17 protein-coding genes and 1 tRNA gene are annotated in these 18,346 nt (G+C 55.3%); 4 read left to right on the top strand and 14 right to left on the bottom strand.

Annotation, left to right across the window (positions count from 1 at the left end):
- Positions 1-34: 34 nt before the first annotated feature.
- Together BEI65_RS11030 and trmB are read right to left on the bottom strand one after the other, a co-directional pair.
- Positions 35-361, bottom strand: a complete 327-nt coding sequence (locus BEI65_RS11030) for a YggL family protein (RefSeq protein ID WP_020828611.1) — start codon at positions 359-361, stop codon at positions 35-37.
- On the bottom strand, positions 361-1,080 hold the full coding sequence (gene trmB / locus BEI65_RS11025; protein WP_085118934.1) for a tRNA (guanosine(46)-N7)-methyltransferase TrmB: 720 nt from the start codon (positions 1,078-1,080) through the stop codon (positions 361-363). The genes BEI65_RS11030 and trmB overlap by 1 nt, the downstream gene beginning before the upstream one ends.
- A 132-nt stretch (positions 1,081-1,212) precedes the next feature.
- Here trmB and mutY point away from each other — a divergent pair, with 132 nt between their 5' ends.
- From mutY to mltC, 3 genes are read left to right on the top strand one after another with little or no spacing between them, the layout of a single operon-like run.
- Positions 1,213-2,361 (top strand): A/G-specific adenine glycosylase, encoded by a 1,149-nt coding sequence (gene mutY, locus BEI65_RS11020; RefSeq protein WP_099063361.1) that lies wholly within the window; start codon positions 1,213-1,215, stop codon positions 2,359-2,361.
- A complete protein-coding gene (locus BEI65_RS11015) occupies positions 2,358-2,630 on the top strand; it encodes an oxidative damage protection protein (RefSeq protein WP_020828614.1) in 273 nt (90 codons plus the stop codon). Before mutY ends, BEI65_RS11015 begins: the two co-directional genes overlap by 4 nt.
- A 55-nt stretch (positions 2,631-2,685) precedes the next feature.
- Entirely contained in the window at positions 2,686-3,762 is a 1,077-nt protein-coding gene (gene mltC / locus BEI65_RS11010) for a membrane-bound lytic murein transglycosylase MltC (RefSeq protein WP_099063360.1), read from the top strand.
- A gap of 45 nt (positions 3,763-3,807) precedes the next feature.
- Here mltC and BEI65_RS11005 read toward each other — a convergent pair whose 3' ends face one another.
- Together BEI65_RS11005 and speF are read right to left on the bottom strand one after the other, a co-directional pair.
- Positions 3,808-4,923, bottom strand: coding sequence for a GGDEF domain-containing protein (locus tag BEI65_RS11005; RefSeq protein WP_099063359.1), 1,116 nt, complete (start codon positions 4,921-4,923; stop codon positions 3,808-3,810).
- Positions 4,924-5,027: 104 nt separating this feature from the next.
- Positions 5,028-7,190, bottom strand: coding sequence for an ornithine decarboxylase SpeF (gene speF / locus BEI65_RS11000; RefSeq protein ID WP_099063358.1), 2,163 nt, complete (start codon positions 7,188-7,190; stop codon positions 5,028-5,030).
- A 704-nt stretch (positions 7,191-7,894) separates the two neighbouring features.
- On the opposite strand from speF, the gene BEI65_RS10995 reads away from it, so the two are divergent.
- Positions 7,895-7,970, top strand: a tRNA-Phe gene (locus BEI65_RS10995).
- A gap of 71 nt (positions 7,971-8,041) precedes the next feature.
- Here BEI65_RS10995 and BEI65_RS10990 read toward each other — a convergent pair.
- From BEI65_RS10990 to BEI65_RS10945, 10 genes are all read right to left on the bottom strand, one after another.
- A complete protein-coding gene (locus BEI65_RS10990; RefSeq protein WP_232519072.1) occupies positions 8,042-8,641 on the bottom strand; it encodes a response regulator transcription factor in 600 nt (199 codons plus the stop codon).
- Between the two features lie 59 nt (positions 8,642-8,700).
- Positions 8,701-10,011, bottom strand: coding sequence for an FKBP-type peptidyl-prolyl cis-trans isomerase N-terminal domain-containing protein (locus BEI65_RS10985; protein ID WP_099063356.1), 1,311 nt, complete (start codon positions 10,009-10,011; stop codon positions 8,701-8,703).
- Positions 10,011-10,433 (bottom strand): hypothetical protein, encoded by a 423-nt coding sequence (locus tag BEI65_RS10980; protein ID WP_099063355.1) that lies wholly within the window; start codon positions 10,431-10,433, stop codon positions 10,011-10,013. Before BEI65_RS10980 ends, BEI65_RS10985 begins: the two co-directional genes overlap by 1 nt.
- 58 nt (positions 10,434-10,491) lie before the next feature.
- Positions 10,492-12,219 carry a Wzy polymerase domain-containing protein gene (locus BEI65_RS10975; RefSeq protein WP_369804758.1) on the bottom strand — a complete coding sequence of 576 codons (1,728 nt, stop codon included), beginning with the start codon at positions 12,217-12,219 and terminating at the stop codon, positions 10,492-10,494.
- Positions 12,220-12,261: 42 nt separating this feature from the next.
- On the bottom strand, positions 12,262-12,816 hold the full coding sequence (locus BEI65_RS10970; RefSeq protein ID WP_099063353.1) for a fimbrial protein: 555 nt from the start codon (positions 12,814-12,816) through the stop codon (positions 12,262-12,264).
- A gap of 59 nt (positions 12,817-12,875) precedes the next feature.
- Positions 12,876-13,514 carry a fimbrial protein gene (locus tag BEI65_RS10965; RefSeq protein ID WP_099063352.1) on the bottom strand — a complete coding sequence of 213 codons (639 nt, stop codon included), beginning with the start codon at positions 13,512-13,514 and terminating at the stop codon, positions 12,876-12,878.
- Positions 13,515-13,601: 87 nt separating this feature from the next.
- A complete protein-coding gene (locus tag BEI65_RS10960) occupies positions 13,602-14,369 on the bottom strand; it encodes a fimbria/pilus periplasmic chaperone (RefSeq protein ID WP_232519076.1) in 768 nt (255 codons plus the stop codon).
- Between the two features lie 85 nt (positions 14,370-14,454).
- The gene (locus BEI65_RS10955) at positions 14,455-17,025 is read right to left on the bottom strand and encodes an outer membrane usher protein (protein ID WP_099063350.1); all 2,571 of its coding nucleotides are present in this window, start codon (positions 17,023-17,025) and stop codon (positions 14,455-14,457) included.
- A 46-nt stretch (positions 17,026-17,071) separates the two neighbouring features.
- Entirely contained in the window at positions 17,072-17,617 is a 546-nt protein-coding gene (locus BEI65_RS10950; protein WP_099063349.1) for a fimbrial protein, read from the bottom strand.
- Between the two features lie 78 nt (positions 17,618-17,695).
- On the bottom strand, positions 17,696-18,217 hold the full coding sequence (locus BEI65_RS10945) for a fimbrial protein (RefSeq protein ID WP_017893980.1): 522 nt from the start codon (positions 18,215-18,217) through the stop codon (positions 17,696-17,698).
- Positions 18,218-18,346: the final 129 nt, after the last annotated feature.

Raw genomic sequence — 18,346 nt, 5'->3', positions numbered from 1 at the left:
GCGGCTCCGGGCCGCGCCGATCGTGCTGGGGAAATCAGTCCCACCAGATATCGAACAGATCGCTGACCTTAACATCGGTCAGTTTACGCGCTTCCAGCCATTTTTTGACCAGTTCGCGCTGTTCGTCGGTGCAATGACCGATAGTCTGCAGGCAGATCAAACCTTCCCACTGCAGATAGCCACTGCCGTCAAACGCCATACCGTTCGGCTCGATCACTTCGTCGATGAAAGCGTCCAGCGTGCTGTCGATATCTTCAACCGCGGTGCCTTCGGCAAAACGCCATGCTACGGAGAAACCCAGCTCCTGAAACTCTTCAATGTGTAACTTTTTACGTAAACGACGACTGCGGTTCTTAGCCATTATTCTTTCCTCTCAAACATCAAATCCCAAACGCCATGTCCCAGACGCTGGCCGCGTAATTCAAATTTTGTCAGTGGGCGTGAATCCGGACGCGGCACGTAATCATTATCGCTGGAAAGATTACGATAGCCTGAGATCCCGTTCATAACCTCTAACATATGTTCTGCGTAAGGCTGCCAGTCGGTGGCCATATGGAATACGCCGCCGACTTTCAATTTGCGCTGCACCAGTTCAACAAACGGCGTCTGTACGATGCGACGTTTATTGTGGCGAGCTTTGTGCCACGGATCGGGGAAGAACAGCTGCACCATGTCCAGCGACCCGTCCGGGATCATATTCTCCAACACCTCAACCGCGTCGTGACACATCACGCGCAGGTTGCTCAGCTCCGCTTCGGTAGCGTCGGCCAGACAGGCACCCACGCCCGGCGAATGTACTTCAATCCCCAAGAAATTCTGCTGCGGGTTATGGCCCGCCATGGTCACCAGCGAGGCACCCATGCCAAAACCGATCTCCAGCACGGTCGGCGCATCGCGCCCAAACAGTGCGGTGATATCGACAGGTTCAGCCTGATACTCCACGCCCATCACCGGCCAATAGTTGTCCAGCGCGTGCTGCTGGCCTTTGGTCAACCGCCCCTGGCGGCGGACAAAACTGCGGATACGGCGCATCGCACGGCCGTTCTCATCAAATTCTGGGGAGATGACGTCATTAATCATAGTGCTTTCTGTCTGTTTGGCTGCTAATTAGGGAAACGCGCATTATGCAAAGATACATTGGTTTAGCAAGTGTTCATCTGATGTACCTGCCGTGCGACGTCGGAAAGTTCCGGTTTACAGCATCATGACTCTATGCTGCAATCGCGCTTCATTTTCTGCCGGATATCGAAGCTGCTTATTATGATGCAAGCACAACAGTTCGCACAGGTGGTGCTTGACTGGTACCAGCGTTATGGCCGTAAAACCCTGCCGTGGCAGCTTGATAAGACCGCCTATCAAGTATGGCTCTCTGAGGTCATGTTGCAACAAACGCAGGTTGCCACCGTGATCCCGTATTTTCAGCGCTTTATGGCACGTTTTCCCAACGTGCGTGCGCTGGCAGAAGCACCGCTGGACGAAGTGCTGCACCTGTGGACCGGCCTGGGCTACTACGCCCGTGCCCGCAACCTGCACAAGGCGGCGCAGACCATTGTCGCACAGCACGGCGGCGAGTTCCCGACAACCTTTGAAGAAATCCACGCCCTGCCCGGTATTGGCCGCTCAACGGCCGGGGCGGTGCTGTCATTGGCGCTCGGCCAGCATTACCCCATCCTCGACGGTAACGTGAAACGCGTGTTGGCCCGCTGCTATGCGGTCGAAGGCTGGCCAGGTAAAAAAGACGTCGAAAACCGGCTGTGGCAGATCAGTGAAGACGTCACCCCAGCACAGGGCGTCGGCCAGTTCAATCAGGCGATGATGGATCTGGGGGCGATGGTCTGCACCCGTTCCAAACCCAAGTGCGAGCTGTGTCCACTCAACCTCGGCTGCATCGCCTACGCCCATCACAGCTGGGCGAAATACCCCGGTAAAAAGCCCAAGCAGACGCTGCCGGAAAAAACCGCTTACTTTTTATTGCTGCAACAGGGCGAACGAGCCTGGCTGGAACAGCGGCCGGCCGTCGGCTTGTGGGGCGGATTATTCTGCTTCCCGCAGTTTAGCGAACGTGAAGAGATGGAACTCTGGCTGCAACAACGCGGTCTGAAAAACAATCGCCAGCAGCAGTTGACCGCATTTCGTCATACTTTCAGTCATTTCCATCTGGATATCGTGCCTGTCTGGCTGGAAATGAACGAGGCAGGCGCCAGCATGGATGAGGGCGTCGGTCTCTGGTATAACTTAGCGCAGCCGCCCTCTGTCGGGCTGGCAGCGCCGGTTGATCGCCTGTTGCAACAGTTGGCAAAACAGTCCCCACGCCAGCAGGGTTTATTTGGCGATAGCGCCATTGATGAGGAATTAGCATGAGCAGAACCATTTTTTGTACCTTCCTGCAGCGCGACGCTGAAGGGCAGGATTTCCAGCTTTATCCAGGGGAAGTCGGCAAACGCATCTATAACGAGATCTCGAAGGAAGCCTGGGCAGAATGGATGAAAAAACAAACCATGCTGATCAACGAGAAAAAACTGAACATGATGAACGTGGATGACCGCAAACTGCTGGAAGCGGAAATGATCAAGTTCCTGTTCGAAGGGCACGACGTGCACATCGAAGGCTATACGCCACCGAGCGAATAACGCTGTTGGGGCCAGGCGCTGGCCCTCTTCAATACTTCTCGTATACGGCTTTAAGATGAAGAAAATTTTAGCTTTGCTAGTAATAGCGCCTTTACTGATTTCATGTTCCGGCAAAAAAAGTACCGAAGTCAACGAAGCCCTGGTCAAAGACACCAACGGCTTTGAGATCCTGATGGGCCAATTCGCCCACAACATCGAGAATATCTGGGGTCTGAACGAAGTTCTGATCGCCGGGCCAAAAGATTACGTTAAATACACCGACCAGTATCAAACCCGTAGCCATATCAACTTTGATTCTGGTGCCATCACCATTGAGACCATCGCTACCACCGATCCTGCCGCCCACCTGCGTCAGGCGATTATCAGCACCTTGCTGATGGGGGACGATCCGGGTTCTATCGATCTCTATTCCGACGTCAACGATATCCAGATCAGTAAAGAGCCGTTCCTGTACGGCCAGGTGCTGGATAACAAAGGCGCGCCGATCCGCTGGGAATGGCGTGCGGCGCACTTTGCCGACTATCTGGTGCAGAGCAAACTGCAAAAGCGCACCTCCGGTCTGCACGTGATTTACTCAGTCACCATTCAACTGGTGCCGAACCACCTGGACCAACGTGCGCATAAATACCTGCCGATGGTCCGCAAGGCGTCGGAGAAGTACGGGGTGGAAGAGTCGCTGATCCTGGCGATCATGCAGACCGAATCGAGTTTTAACCCGTATGCGGTGAGCGGTTCGGATGCGCTGGGCCTGATGCAGGTGGTACAGCACACCGCCGGTAAAGACGTGTTCCAGATGCGCGGGAAATGGGGCAAACCAAGCCGCAGTTACCTGTTCGATCCGGAGAACAATATCGACACCGGCACCGCCTATCTGGCCATTTTGCAGAACAACTATTTGGGGGGTATTCAGAACCCAACCTCACGTCGCTACGCGGTGATCACCGCCTATAACGGCGGGGCGGGCAGCGTGCTGCGAGTGTTCTCCAGTGACCGAACCCGTGCGGTCGGCATTATCAACGGCATGCAGCCGGGCGACGTCTACCAGACGTTGACCACCAAGCATCCGGCCGGTGAATCGCGCCGCTATCTGGTGAAGGTGAACAACGCGCAGAAGAGTTATCGACGCCGTTAATCCCCCTGGTCAGGGCGGTCTCTCCCGTCGCCCTGACCACCAGCATCACGAAGCAATGCTGTAGCCATTACGCCCCAGCGCCTTGGCGCGGTACAGAGCCTGATCGGCAGCTGCCAGCAGTTGTTCACGGTTCTGTCCCGGTTGCCATTGCGCAACCCCCTGACTTACCGTCACCCATTGCGCCACTTCAGAATCCGCATGCGGCATCGCCAGACCGGCGAGCAACCCTTCTATCCTCTTCGCCACCTGTGCCGCTTCACGCGCTTCAGATTTTGGCAGCAGGATAATAAATTCCTCACCGCCATAGCGGGCTACCAGATCCTGCGAACGCCGGGTAGCGCTCTCCAGACAGGCCGCCAGGCGGATCAGGCACTCATCCCCCTGCTGATGACCATAGTGGTCGTTGTACTTTTTGAAAAAATCGACGTCCAGCAGGATCAGGGAAAACGGCGCCTGCAGGGTCGATTCCCGCAGCAGAACCGCATCAAAGTAGGTGTCGAAGTAACGCCGGTTGGCGATGCCGGTCAGCGGATCGCGATGTGCCAGCTTGCTCAGGCGCTCAATCAGCCGTTTGTTTTCCTGCTCGCGCTCAATCGCCAGTTGGAACCATTGCTCCAGCCGGCTCTGTGCCGAATAAATCAGAAACAGCATCAGCGCATAGGAGATCAGGTTCACCAGCGAAAAAGCGCTGTGGATAAAAATATTTTCGGCAATCGCCACCAGCAGCACCGGAATGCTGAACAGGAAAAACAGCCGTGGAGACAGATAAAAGGCGATCAGAGAAGAAAACAGCAGGCCGAGTGTTAACGGGTAAAGCAGATTAATACTGTCGCTGACGATCAGATGGTGAAAAACGCCGCACCAGCACAGTGCCAACAACGCAGTGCAAACCACCGCACCACGCCAGGACGCCAACTTCCCCCTGGCAGCCAACTGGCGGATCGCGACAAAAGACAGGGCCGACAGCAATACCACACCGCAGATCGCCGGTGCACCACGTAACAGGGAACTCAGAGAGCGCTCACTGAAGGTTTGAGCACGCTGAAGCAGCAGATAGAGCGCCAGCAGCACATTAACCAATAAGAACCAGTTAAAATTCCGCAGCGTTGAACGTCTTTTCTCTCGGCCGACCCACTCGAGATTACCCTCTTCTTTCATCATCTTATTCCGGCCCCGTGGCTTTTACCTAAAAGGTAGTGCCACCACACAGCTTTGTCATCCTGGGTCGGGATGATTTAAAGGCGGCCCCTGTGGGCCGCTCAAATCTATTGCTTGATCATATAGCCGAAGATGCGCTTCCAGCCGTGATCTTTTTTCTCGATATACACACCCTGCAGCTCCGGTGAGAACCCCGGCAGCCGGTTGATACCGTCCTCCAGCGCCAGGAAGTAGCGCTGCACCGCCCCGCCCCACACTTCTCCCGGTACCACGCACAGCACGCCTGGTGGGTATGGCAATGCACCTTCTGCCGCAATGCGCCCTTCCGCCTGACCAATCGGCACCAGTTCGACGTTGTCGCGAATAAACTCCACGTTGGCGTCCTGTGGGTTCATCATCACCTGCGGGAAATGACGCTGACGGAACATCTCTTTCTGCAGCTGTTTGACGTCAAAGCTGACGTACAGATCGTGCATTTCCTGGCAAAGCTGGCGCAGGGTATAGCCACGATAGCGTTGCTCATTCTTGCGATACACCGTTGGCAGCACTACGCTCAACGGCGCGTCTTCTTCCACATAGCGCTCGAACTGCACCAGCATTTCCACCAACTGTTCCATCTTGGCCGGGTTTTCCGCTGGGGTCAGCAGGAACAGGATCGAGTTAAGGTCGCATTTCTCCGGCACGATGCCGTTCTCACGCAGGAAGTTGGCCAGAATGGTGGCCGGCACGCCAAACTCGGTGTACTGGCCGGTGGCCGCGTCTATGCCCGGGGTGGTCAGCAGCAGCTTGCACGGATCGACCAGATACTGGCCTTGCGCGTAGCCTTCAAAGCCGTGCCATTTCTCCTCCGGCACACAATCGAAGAAGCGCGCGTCGTTGGCGATCAGATCGGTGTCGTAATCCTGCCAGTTTTTCCCTGCCACCTGCAGCGGAACAAACGGCCTGAGCTGCGAGCAGCGTTCCAGCAGTTGCTTGCGCGTCTCGATACCCAACTTCACGCAGTCCATCCACATGCGGCGACCGGCGGCCCCGGCATGCATCTTGGCGTTAACGTCCAGCGCGGCAAACAACGGGTAGAACGGGCTGGTCGAGGCATGCAGCATGAAAGCATTGTTGAGGTGCTTGTGGTTGCAGTGGCGCTTCTGGCCCTTGATGTGATCGTCTTTCTTGTGGATCTGCGAGGTCTGCGAGAAACCGGCCTGCTGCTTGTGTACCGACTGGGTAACAAAGATACCCGGATCCAGTTCATCCAGTTCCAGCAACAGCGGCGAGCACTCTTTCAGCATCGGGATAAAACCTTCATAACCCACCCAGGCCGAGTCAAACAGGATGTAGTCACACAGGTGGCCGATGGTGTCGATCACCTGGCGGGCGTTATAGATGGTGCCGTCGTAAGTACCCAGCTGAATGATCGCCAGGCGGAACGGACGGGCCGCATCGGCTCTCTCCGGTGCCACTTCACGGATTTGTTCGCGCAGGTAACGCTCATCAAAACAGCGCGAATCAATGCCGCCGATAAAACCAAACGGGTTACGCGCGGTTTCCAGATACACCGGGGTCGCCCCGGCCTGGATCAGCGCACCGTGGTGGTTGGACTTATGGTTGTTGCGATCGAACAACACCAGGTCACCACGAGTCAGCAGCGCGTTGGTCACCACCTTATTGGCGGCCGAGGTGCCGTTGAGCACGAAATAGGTTTTATCGGCGTTAAATACCCGTGCCGCGTGCTTTTGCGCATCCTTGGCCGAGCCTTCGTGGATCAACAAATCGCCCAGCTTAACGTCGGCGTTGCACATGTCAGAACGAAAAAGCGTTTCACCGTAGAACTCAAAAAACTTCCTGCCGGCCGGATGCTTGCGGAAGAACTCCCCACCCTGGTGGCCCGGGCAGGCAAAGGTTGAGTTTTCCATTTCCACATAGGTTTTCAGCGTTTTGAAAAACGGCGGCAGCAGCGCCTGCTCGTAGGCATCGGCGGCGGCTTCCAACTGCGCCATATAGAACGCCTTGCTGGCCCCTTCCAGTGCAAAAACGCCGCTGATCAAGGGCAGGTAGTCCGGGGAGAGATGCTCGTCCCCCGCCACCGCCACAAAGGTCGGGATCTCGAACCCGGTCGCTTTGAGTTGCGCCAGGATACCTGCGTTAACGTCGTCGACCGACACCACTAACGCAGCCACATCGGTATAGTCCGTTTGCTCTACGCGAACGATTTGGCGCAGCGTTTCAATGGTGGCTACCAAACTGGCGCTGGTGGCTATTTTCAATTCTTTCATTGTGCTAACTCTCAAACGGTTAAGGATGAGGGTGTGCCATGGGGCACGGTGATGAGATAACAAAGGTTACCCCGGCAAATTGATGCCCGGCGTTGCAGTATAAAGCGCAAACGTGACCGGCTGACTCTCCTAAGATTATCAGGTAACTATCGGGGACTGGTATCAGCAGCGTCCGATAGACATCAGTAAAAGCAGAGCCGCCGCTCTATTTTTAATAATGCCTAACAGCGAGCATCAGGTAGCCTTACCGCATGGCAGGCTGGGTGTTTTTGACGGACTGCGTTCGGGAAAGGTAACGGCGGAGTGACGGCATCATTTGATGTCTGGTGCGCAGTGACGCTTGAGTAACAAAACCAGTCATGCCTGCAACCCTCTGACTTAAATGAGCACCAACGCCGTTAGGGGACGTAGCTTGCTAAAATTTGCGCAATGATTGCATGTTTTTTTATGAGGTTCAAGTAACAATTATGCTGATTTAATGATGAAAGGATAACACATAACTCATTGTTAAATATCAATTAAAAATAAATACCAGAAAAATCAAAACGGTATAAATAGACGGATTTTTTGCATATTTATTGCCATACCAGGTTCCAGTATCCCGCCAGCCCCACCTGCCATTGCATGAAAATAGAGCAACCGATCGGCTTTGTGACAGAAAGCGATTGACGATTTCCGGCCAATAGGGTTAAATGCGCCCCGTTGCCCGGATAGCTCAGTCGGTAGAGCAGGGGATTGAAAATCCCCGTGTCCTTGGTTCGATTCCGAGTCCGGGCACCATATTTAAAGAACCCAGCCTATGGCTGGGTTTTTGCATTTCAGGGATAGGACTCTACATCGAACAAGTTCGATTATTCGGCCCGAGGTCGGGCACTGTTTCGCAGCCAGCCATAAAGCTCGGCATTGCGCCGGAACCCCATTTTTCGCATCACGCTCATCTTGTGATTACTGACCGTTTTCACGCTGATCTCCAGCATGTGGGCAATTTGTGTGACGCCCAACTCCCACTTCATACATCTCATGATCTCTTGTTCTCGCAGCGTCAGGATCCTTTGGCAGGCGCAAGGGCGTTTATGGCTACGGTTGTCCAATGGCCACACCCTTTGTCGCTCCAGTCCAGCGATAACCACCTGTAGTACCGCTGAAACAGGCATATCATGATGGATAACCCCAGACTCAAGCACGCACCTGGCGCTGGCAACCGCAGAGTGCCGCTTATCCGGTTGACGCAGTGCAAAATACAGGGGTTTCCGCCCCGGGGACGGTAACGCATATTGACAAAAACAGCTCAAATTGCCCGGGGAGAAATAGCGAAACACCAAATCTGCCTCATTGGCCTGCTCAATATCCACGATACGCACCAGCACACCGCATGAATTGAAATGCTGTACTAAAACATCCTGTAATCCCTTGATGAAAAAAATGTTCTTATCAGATAAGGCTATTGTCATTATGGAACTCATGCCGGCTCTCCTGCCTTTATTAAGCCAAACTACTGCTGTATTCGCCCTTAGGGTGTCTGGCTATTGTCGATACGCAACTCGTAAACCATGGTGGCATTCGGCGGTACTTTTGGCGGATAGCCCGCCTCGCCATAGGCAAACTCCGGTGGCACCACCATGGTCAGTGAACCGTGATTGCGAAGATGACCAATCGCTTCCCGGAATAAAGGCGGATACGCAGAGAGCGGTTGCGAGAGGACTTTACCGCTGAGCTCCATATCCTGGATGACAGTGCCATCGGTCAGCCTTTCCTTGACCACCACATCAATCACCGCATCCTTTGCCAACTCATGGTCACCGGCGTAATCCACCCGGTACCAAAAGCCCATCGCCGATTGTTTAACACCCTTTTGTTTACTGAAACGGGCCAGATAATCCTGATCCTGTTGCACCTGGGCCTTGACCCGTTTTTCTCGTGCGGCGCCGGCGGCGCTATCCGCCTTCTCCATCAGCCTGGCAAGCTCTGCCGGGGGTAACAGTAAATGACCGGAAACCGCATCCAGCACGCCGGCCAGCAGGCTATTGCGGTCTACCGGCACGCCCCAGCTCTGGCGTTCAGCCATTAACCCATCAATATCCCGCCCAAGCGCACTGCCAGCCGCGTAGGACAGGCGATTCTTTTCATCCTTTAACTGCTCAGCCGTAACTTCCCACTGCTGGCGTTTGCCTAATTCCGTCGCCTCGATCTGCGCTTGCACCAGCCGTTGCTGCTGCCCCGCTAGCTTCTGCTCATAGTCCTGATTGGTTTGTTCTGTAGCGGACAATTTCGCCGTCAGGCCAGCTAATTGACTCTCGGCCCGTACCTGCGCTTCTCTGGCCTGCTGCGTATCCCGTTGGGCTTGCTGCAGTAAAGAGGCCGTTCGTTGCGCATCCGGCGAACCCCGCCAGGCCTGACTCAGCCCCGCCAACCACTGCTGCAAGAGCGAGATGTCGGGCGGCACCGGTGAAGCACTAACGGGCGGTTTCTCGGCACGCAACGCGGTAATTTCCTGGCGTAGCGCATCCAGCTCTGCCTGTTGGCGGGTCAGTTGTTGTTCACTTTCCACCAGCGACCGGCGTAGCGTAAAGGCGGTCGAAGCAGCGGCTTTCGGGTGTTCTGCCTGCCTGGTTATCTGGCGGGGACTGTCGTCTTTCTTTTTCGGCGCAGCCGTTTTCTCGCTATTGCGCGCTTTATCGCTCGCTGGCGTCTCCGGCTTAACATTCTGACGTTGGTATTGTTCGGCAAATTGCAGCAGAGCGGGCACGCCCTCATCTGCCTGTGCCTGACTCACGACCATGAGTGCCGCAAACCCCAAAAAAGCCAGCCGGGACACCCGCATCATTTAACCAGCTCCCCGCGTTCGGCCAGGCCCGTCAGCACCGCCTGATTCACCCCGGCACACAGGAAATTCACTTTATAGCGATACAGCGCATCCACGGTCTCCTGGGTATCGCCATTAACCTTGGTTCGCACCCCGGCGTACTGCGAAGCGCCACTCATCAAACTGTCGAAAGCCTGCTTATACTGTTGAAACTGTTTGGCATTGATATTACGCAGTGCGCCCAGTTGCTCCTGGCACTGCTGTAGCCGCTCAGCCTCACGCTGTTTACGTAAGCTTTCCTCCGATATCTCACTGGTGGCGCTGGTCTTTCCGGCGGCCAGGGGTTTAGTCGACTTCGGGTTTTGGCATGCCGTGGCTCCCATCACCACCAGACACAAGATCCCCACTCGGACACTAAGATTTATATGCTTCACCATCATCTTTCCGGCTTCCTTTTTTAGATGTATTCCTGTCCAGCACGGCCATAGCCAGCCGTGACTACTCGCCCGTTGTTGCCGTTGACCGGCGAAAACGCGGGTCGGCGGGAAACAACAACGCAGCGTCAAAACCATACTTTTCGGCCTCGGCCGTTTGCTGCTGATAACGCAATATGGCAATCAAACTGGCGTACACATTGGCGTCAACTCGCCTCGTCAGATAATGACGAGCCCAGACGGCATAGCGCGAAAGTTCACTGTCGTCTCGCCGGGTGTTGTAGGTCAGTAAGCGATGCGTCTGTGCATCAAAATTGACTCGATCCTGCAGCCCCCATCGCGCAATCGGCGACATCGAGTCCAGGATCTGAATATCGCGCAGCCCATTGCGCTCGGCCTGCGTCAGCGAAAGACCCCCGCGGAAAATCGCCACCATCATCACAAGCGTCGCCATGCACAGCCCGCCAATGCCACAGCGCAGCGGCAACCGTCCCCTCGCGGGGAGAATAATGACGCCAACTTTCCGGCAAGAAAGACGGTCTGCCATCGCCAGCAACAGTAAAAAAACCATCCAGTGCATGGCCGACAGATAGAAAGGGTATTCAAGTTGGGTATGTACCAACATGGGCAACAGAGCCAGGCATAGCGCGCTGGTCTCACCGGCATTAGCGGCCCCGGTCGAAAAAACACGGCGGTCATGCCTGAACACCTGTAAAAGCAATCGTCCGCCGCCCAGGATCAGCAAGCTGATACCCAGCAACGAGACCAACCCCCCTTCTACCCACCAGTACAGGATCTCATTGTGCGGATGACGCGCAATTTCCAGCACCTGCGTGGGTGGCACCTGTTCGATGCGGAAATGCTGAAAGGCGTATTCAAAACTACCGTATCCCCAGCCGGACAAAGGATGCACAGCGATCATCTTCAGCGTGTCCTGCAGCATCGCCAAACGGGCCTGATTGGACATTTCGTGGGAGATGTAACGCACGCCACCTGCGCTCTCCGGCCACAGCATGACAACGCCGCCCAGCGCCGTACCCAGCAATATCAGCACAGATGCGCTCAGTAATCCGCGGGCAAAGTGATGGCGGAAACACCCCCAAAAACCCAGCACCACCAGCAGAGTTGCCAGCCAGGCTGCGCGCGACTGTATCCAGACCAGCACCGCAGAGAACAGCACCAACAGCAAGGAAAGAGCGACTCGGCGAACGCCCTCCCGCCGTGAAGCAACCAGGGCATAGCCCGGCAACAACCATTGCATCAACGTCAAAGCCAGCCCGGTGGCGATAAAACTGCCTAACACGTTGGGTTGCTGAAAGATGCCGTAAACCCTGGCCCCTCGCAGCGGCACCCAGTTCCAGGCTGGCAAAAACAGCTGCAATACAGCAATAACGGCCTGACCGGCAACGATGGCCAGCAGCAGCACCAGCAACGGCTGACGCAAACGAAAAGGCAGGCGCACCTGCAACCCGCTGCAATAAAAAATCCAGCCGGCCAGCAGAGCCGCAACACGCCACGCCGCGGAGGAAAACCCCGCAGCCGGCCCATAGGCCAGCGGCACCGCTAACAGAACCACGCCCATCGTTAAACACCTGGCGGTCGGCGTGAAAACGATGCCGCGACGACGTGGCTTGCCCCACCAAATCAACAGCACCATCACGGCCATGGCGGCATAAACCAGCGGATTAAAAGGCAGGTTCAACCCAACACCGCCCATATTGGGGAAGTAACACCACGACACTATCGGCAAGCCGATGAAACAGGCGACTAATCCTTTATTTCTTCGCAACACGTCAACCACACCCTAAAAACCAATGAAAACCCGCCGGTATCGCTATTCGTATTCCAGGGTAAACGTCGTTACCGCACTGAATGTCCCGCGCCCGATGGACTTGTTTTGGATCGCCTCAGGCTCCCCCTTCACATAGGCCTGCAGGTTGATCATGTTGCTCCCCGCTGACAGCCGGAATTTTTCGCTGGCACTGTTGAGCGGCAACGCTTTGCCCTCTTGAGTTTCCAGCCCGATCCCCACCCCCGATGCACTACTGCCGCCGTCCAGCGCCAACAAGCCGGGCAGCTTGGCGTTTTCCGTACCGCTAAAGGTGATCGAAACCGTATTGCCCAGGCTGAGATCGCATTCGGCCAGATGCAGAGCAAAAGGTTGGCTATGGGTACGGGTATTCAGATACAGGTATTTATCGACAATGGTGCCGAAATCTAGCTGTATTTCCTCTTCGCCCGGCGGGATCACGCAGGGTTCCGCCACCAGGGTGCCGTGAAAACGCATATTTTCTTCTGCGGCCGCCGGTTGGCCGATAACCCCCGCCAACATCGCCCCTGCAACCCCCAGCCTAACGGCCCTGCGCCAGTACCTTTCTTTCACGCCCATGATGACACTCCCTTTTATCGGTGTTGCGCTTGCCCTTTAGCCACACAGTTTTCAAACGTTTAGTCGTAATACAGGCGAAAATCGATCACCGCGCGATAGGCCCCAGCCCCCAGCGTTGCCGGGGTGCGCACTGGCGTCACGGTGTACGTCAGGGTGTTTTGTCCCGGCGTCAGCAGGACGGGTTTGTTACGGGCTCCGAGCCGTACCGGCAACCCGGTTGCATCCGCCAACTGCAACCCCAATCCCGTTACGCCAGCGACCTTGATCAGGCGCGGCGCGTTACTGTCGGCAGGTGCCATAAAGGCCAGCGACACCGCAGGCTGACTGCCGCTCCAGGCTAAAGCGCCGGTCCAGGCATCCCGGTTGCTCGCCGGTGCCCGCAGGCAGTCTTTCAATCTCAGTTCAAACGCCACCGGCGTGCCGCGATCGCCAGGATGCTGAAACTGCGCCGTTCCGGTTTCGCCCAGCCACACCTCCTGCCGAGCGGTAGCCATCTCCAGACTGCAGGCGCTCTCGGTCAGCGATCCATAGACGTGCAAAGTGCCGTTGGCCCCCTCCACGTCCCAGTTATCCACTGCACCCGCCTGGGGTATCAGCATTAAAATCATTCCCGCAGTCAGCGGGATCATCAGCGCGGCGAGTACCGTCAGGCCAATAGTGCGGCGTTGGTAGCGGTCATAGGCCTTTCCTGACAACATTGGGCTCTTTCCTTGCATGGTTTATTTCACTCCGCTGTCTTTAAAACCGTTTCTTCCTTGCTTGCCGTAGTCACCGCGGTTTTTCGGTTATTTTTTGGCCGGCACAACCTGACAGGTACTGCCGGTGCAGCGGAACGTCAATTGCGGTCGGCCGCCGTAATCGTTGATGTAAGTCAGCACCGGGCTGTCCCCTAACACCGCGGTAGACAGGTTCAACGATGCGCTGGCTTTCGGCGCCACCATCATTGGCTCAAAAGCGGCGATCCCCTTCCCATCCTTACGGGCATTGGCCTCAACAATCGTGACGTAATAAGGCGTCGGGTTATTCACCGCGTACTTGTCACCCTGTCGGGTCAACGTCAGTTTTTCCTGCCAGGGGGCCTGATTCTTTTGCGGTGCTATTGAGCCCGGCCGATAAAACATCTTGATGCGTGTCTGTAACGCTATCTGCAAGGTGTTTGGCTTATCGCTACGCGGCGGTATTTCACGCAGGTTGAAGTAATAAAGCGTTTCCCGGTCCTGCGGCAGCTGGCGCGCGGCAGGCAAGGCCTGGATTTTCACCTGGCTCGGTTTACCGGGTTCCAGTCGCTGTACCGGTGGCAGCACGGTGAACGGACTTTGGATCTTGTTGCCCTGTTCATCCTCAATCCAGCCCTGCGCCAGATAAGGCAATTGCTTGTTCTGGTTGCTGATGTTGAGGCTCATGGTCTTAAGATCACCGTCAAAGATCACACGAGTGCGATCCAGGGCAATGGCCGCATCAGCGGGCATGACAACCGTGCCGGCTGACAGAACGGCAACGGTGGCGAACGTGCTCAAAAGTGAGATTTTTTGTTTGGTCATCATCTGATTCATCATTTTCTTCGCAATTATCAGCCAGCCCCAGTGCAGCTGGCTGACCGGCGGTTAAACGGTGAGGCGGGCCTCACCCTGAATATGGTCAGGTAACAGGCGTAACCTGCGCAGCCTTAATGCCTTCAGGTGACGAAGGCGGTTTACGGGTGCCCAAAGGGTGACAAGGCAGCAACAACGTGTTCATCAACACCTCATCAGGCAGCAATGCCGGTAGCTGGATCTCGCATTGCGGACCGCTGTTCCAATGCACCGTCATCACTTCACCCGGATTAATCCCCGACAGGTAGACACTGCCACCGTCATTGACGATCCCCGTGTCCTGCTTGCGTCGGTTCATTACCGTCGCGCCAAACGGCGGCTCACTGCCATCGGCCAGTTTGATGATCGCCATCGCTTTCTCACCGGCAATCACATCAAACTTGCGATAACCAATCGCCCCTTCCGTCAAGGTCGCTTGCACCACCGAACGGGTCGCCTCAACGTTATCCCCAAGGCGGTTGAGATCGATGCTGGCCTTGTTGCGGTAGTAGCTGTTCACATCGGTTACCACCGCCTTGCCATATCGGTTGGTCAGCACCGTGCTGCCGTAACCCCGTACTGGCACATCGGCAACGCCGTCGGTATCAAGCAACAATCGGGTTCCGCCCGGCGTATTGATCCGGTGCAGCACCACGCCTTCCTGTGCCAACGTCACCCCACCTTGTGCCCCCAAGCCAATGGCGCTGTAACGGCCAGACTGGTAGCTGGCGTTGGCGTTAATCTGGGCCATATCGCCTTCATGGCTGTAATAGCCACTGGTTGTCGCGCCGCTGCGAGCGGCACCCGCAGTGATCTGATAGTTGTTGTGTTCATCAATCCGGTCGTAGTAACCCACGCGGTGCGCGTTATCATCACGATTGACCGTCATGTTGTAGCTAAGCGTCCCCGTATTGCCCCAGGGGATCGACAAGGACAGGTACATCCCGTCGTCGTTACGCTCGTTGTAACGGTTGCGATAAGCAGACAGCGACGCGCTGACATTCTTGAAGGTACCGATATCGAAATAACGCGATACCATCAGGTTGTAGCGATCGTTGGCAGCGCGGTCCCAGTAGGTTTGGTGGCTGTAGTTGAGATAAGTGCTCAACCCCAGTTCACGGAACTGTTTGTTGAAGGTGATGGTGTACATCTCCTTGCTCTTGCCGCTGCGTCCGCCCTCATAACGCGAATCGAGGTACTCCCCCATGCTCATAAAATCTTCCTGGGAGAAGCGATAACCCGCGAAGGTGACCTGGCTGTCATAGTCGTCAAAGTTTTTCGAATAACTCAAACGGTAGGAACCGCCGGTCAGTACGCCGTCTTCCGGCAATTTTGCGCGTGACTGCGTGGCATCGAACGACAACGCGCCAAGCGCCAACAGATCACGCCCCAACCCCACCGAGAGTGCGTTGTAGTCACCGCCGCTGATGGCGCCGCCATACAGTGACCAACCATTACTGATACCCCATGAAAACTCCCCGGTGCCAAACAATGGCCCGCGCAGGTGGTGGCCCCATTCGGATGGTTTGCCCGCTGCCAGCTTGTAGCGAACGGTGCCTGGACGTGTCAGGTAAGGAATACTGGCGGTGTTCATCTTGAACTCCTGCACGCTGCCATCCTGCTCTTCAACGCGCACATCAAGCTCGCCAGAGACCGCATCGTTGATGTCCTGAATACGGAATGGCCCGGCAGCAACCTGGGTTTCATACAGCACCCGCCCCTGCTGACTGACCACCACCTTGGCGTTGGTTTTTGCCACGCCGCTCACTTCAGGCGCATAACCGCGCAGGTTAGGCGGCAGCATGCTGTCATCCGAGCGCAGGCTGGCGCCGGAGAAACGCAGGCTGTCGAAGATATCGGAATTCAAATAGTCTTCGCCCATCGTCAGCCGGGAGCGCAGAGCCGGAATAGCCCGGTAGGCGTAATAGCGGCTCCAATCGAACTGTTTATCGGTCGGCTGGTCAGCCCCTGTCTGGTGGTTGAGATTGGCTTGCCAGTCAGCACGCAGGCGCCAGGCACCCAGATTGGCTCCGCTGGTGCCATTACCGCTCAGGTTGTAGCTGCTGCCGCCCCCTTTCAGATTCTTTTGCGTTTGGGCGTTGACGTTGTAATCGAACAGCAAGCCCGGAATACCTTCATCCCAACGTGAAGGGGGATCCCAGCTTTCTGAGCTGTATTCGAGATAGGCCTGAGGAATATTGAGATACAGGGATGAAGTGCTCAGATCGCCACGCGCCTCCATTCCGGCCAGATGCTGCAGATCAAGACATTGGCCGTCATGCGTCCAGCTCAGGGAGTTTTGCAGTTTTTCTTTGAACCCTAATTGCTTGACCAATGCCGGCGACAGGCAGGCTTCGCTGCCTTTAGGATCCTTGGGTGGGGCTAAAAAGGTCACCGTCTGCTCCGGCAGATCGTTTTTATTGACGTGCACCACCATGGTATAGACGCCCGGCATAATGTAGCCGCTACGCGTAAACTGACTCAGATCGATATTCTTACGATCGTTAATATCTAATACATCCGTGTTGAACTGGATTTCGGCGGCGGCGTAAACCAACGCGACTGGGTTACCCAGCGAAAGCGCTACACAGAGTCCCAGTACCTGAAGACGAAATAACTTCCCTGCCGGTGAAAGCATAATAAAAGTCCTTTCAAAAACGAATTAACCGTCAGCACGAGATAATTCAAAAATAATCCAGCTTAAAACGCACTGTGGAAAAATACGCTCCCGCTTTCAACGGCTGATGATTGGCTATCAGCGTCATGGAGTAATTCAGCGTTCTATTTCCAGGAATTATTTCTTCCATGGGCAATGGCTCACCAGGAATAACAGCATTCCCGTTACTGTCATTAATTTTCAGTGCAACACCGCGGGCATCGCCTTGTACGCCAAACAGTGTTCCTTCTGCAGAACCGTCAAAAGTAACCTGAAAAAATTTCCAGTCTGATTTATTCCCCGGTCGTTCCAGGATGCAGTTCACCAATTCGATACTGAAAGGTTTAGTCATCCCCTGACCGTCACGGATGATTTGTCCTAAAGGAATAGTTTCCATATCTATGGTTTGGTCCCGACTGCCGGCCGCAATGGCGCAGGCGGTATCAATAATAGCGCCGTGCATATTGACCCGGCCCCATCCCTGCAGGGTTTGGGATGCATAACTGGATCCGGCGGCCAATCCAGACAGTAATATCAACAGTATTAAACCGGCCTGATTCCCTTGTGAAAACATCGCGACATTCCTTTGACAGGGGGATCAACCAGGCATGCGATGACTCACATGCCTGGTTTATTAAACCTGCGGAGTTACTTACTGATAAGCCAGGGTGAAATCGGCTACAGAAGTAAAATCACCTGGGACGACAGCGGCAGAAGCCCCTTCACCCTGGAGATAAGCAGCAAAGTGCAGGGTGTTGTTGCCGGTGTTCAGAGTCTGAGCCGTTGTCGCTTCACCCAACTTGATTGGCTGACCATTGTAAGAGATGGCTACACCCGCGCCGCTGGCCGTCCCTGCGATACCCAACAGATCTTTGTTGGTGGCAGAAGCTACGCCGCTGAAAGTGGTCTTGACCGTTTTCAGAGTAGTGATGTCGCACTGCTCCAGCTTAATTTCGAATGGACGAGGGTTAGATTTACCGCCGCCATTCAGTGCCACGTTGGAAACCTGACCCAGGTCTACAGTCTGGTCAATGGACTCAGGGGCAATCGAGCATGGCGCATCAATGATTGAACCCGTGAAAGTGACTTTACCGTGTCCCTGATCGGCTGCGTGTGCAAAAGAAGTTGCGCCAAATGCAATCACTGCAGCCATCATGATTTTGTTAAGTTTCATAGAACCTATATTCCTTATAAGAAAAAATGCATATCCCAATAAAGAACAGAGCATCCACGTGCCGAACACGCGCAAATTTAACGCTCTAATTCTTTAGCATCTTGAGAGTAATTAAGCCACCGTACTCAG

Source organism: Serratia sp. BW106 (assembly GCF_002607755.1).
GTDB lineage: Bacteria > Pseudomonadota > Gammaproteobacteria > Enterobacterales > Enterobacteriaceae > Serratia > Serratia proteamaculans.
This window is presented reverse-complemented; position numbering and strand designations above follow the sequence as displayed.